This window comes from Clostridium sp. CTA-17 (genome assembly GCF_054767895.1).
Genome location: NZ_BAAABF010000028.1, coordinates 1 through 595 on the forward strand (window position 1 = coordinate 1; position 595 = coordinate 595).

General features: G+C 33.9%; 1 protein-coding gene. It reads right to left on the reverse strand.

Annotated features, from left to right (window positions below; genetic code table 11):
- Positions 1–595 (reverse strand): VaFE repeat-containing surface-anchored protein (locus tag ACYUCG_RS15225; RefSeq protein WP_460268826.1); only part of this gene is annotated, 595 nt, incomplete at both ends.

Here is a 595-nt window from a genome sequence, read left to right on the forward strand (position 1 = left end):
TATCTGTATCAATTAGGTTTTCAACAGATTCAGCATTTTCAAAGACAACATATTTTTCGCCAACTTGAAGTTTTTGATTACCAAAGTCTAGCTCCCAAGTACCACTTCCGYTTTCACCGGCTGTAACCTTAGCTGTTTTAGTAGCRATTTCTTCTAAAGATCCATCAGTTTTTACATGCATTAAAGTACCTGTTAAAGTGTAGTCTTGTCCAGCTACTAAACCTTCGTAGTTTATAGTATCCTTAACATCTACACCGTCTTTAGAATCTTCAAAGTTTACTAAAGCTTCTTTTTCAGAAGAACCATTTACACCATCAGCAGTTACAGTAGTTTTTAAAGTACCATCTTTAACTTCTGGAAGAGTAGGTTTTTCAACAATAAGAGTTTGAGCTTTATCATTTTTATCTTCATGTTTTACAACTTGCTTTGTATCTAATTCATAGTTGTTATCTGTATCAATTAGATTTTCAACAGATTTAGCATTCTCAAATACAACATACTTTTCGCCAACTAGAAGTTTTTGATTACCAAAGTCTAGCTCCCAAGTACCACTTCCGTTTTCACCGGCTGTAACCTTAGCTGTTTTAGTAGCAAT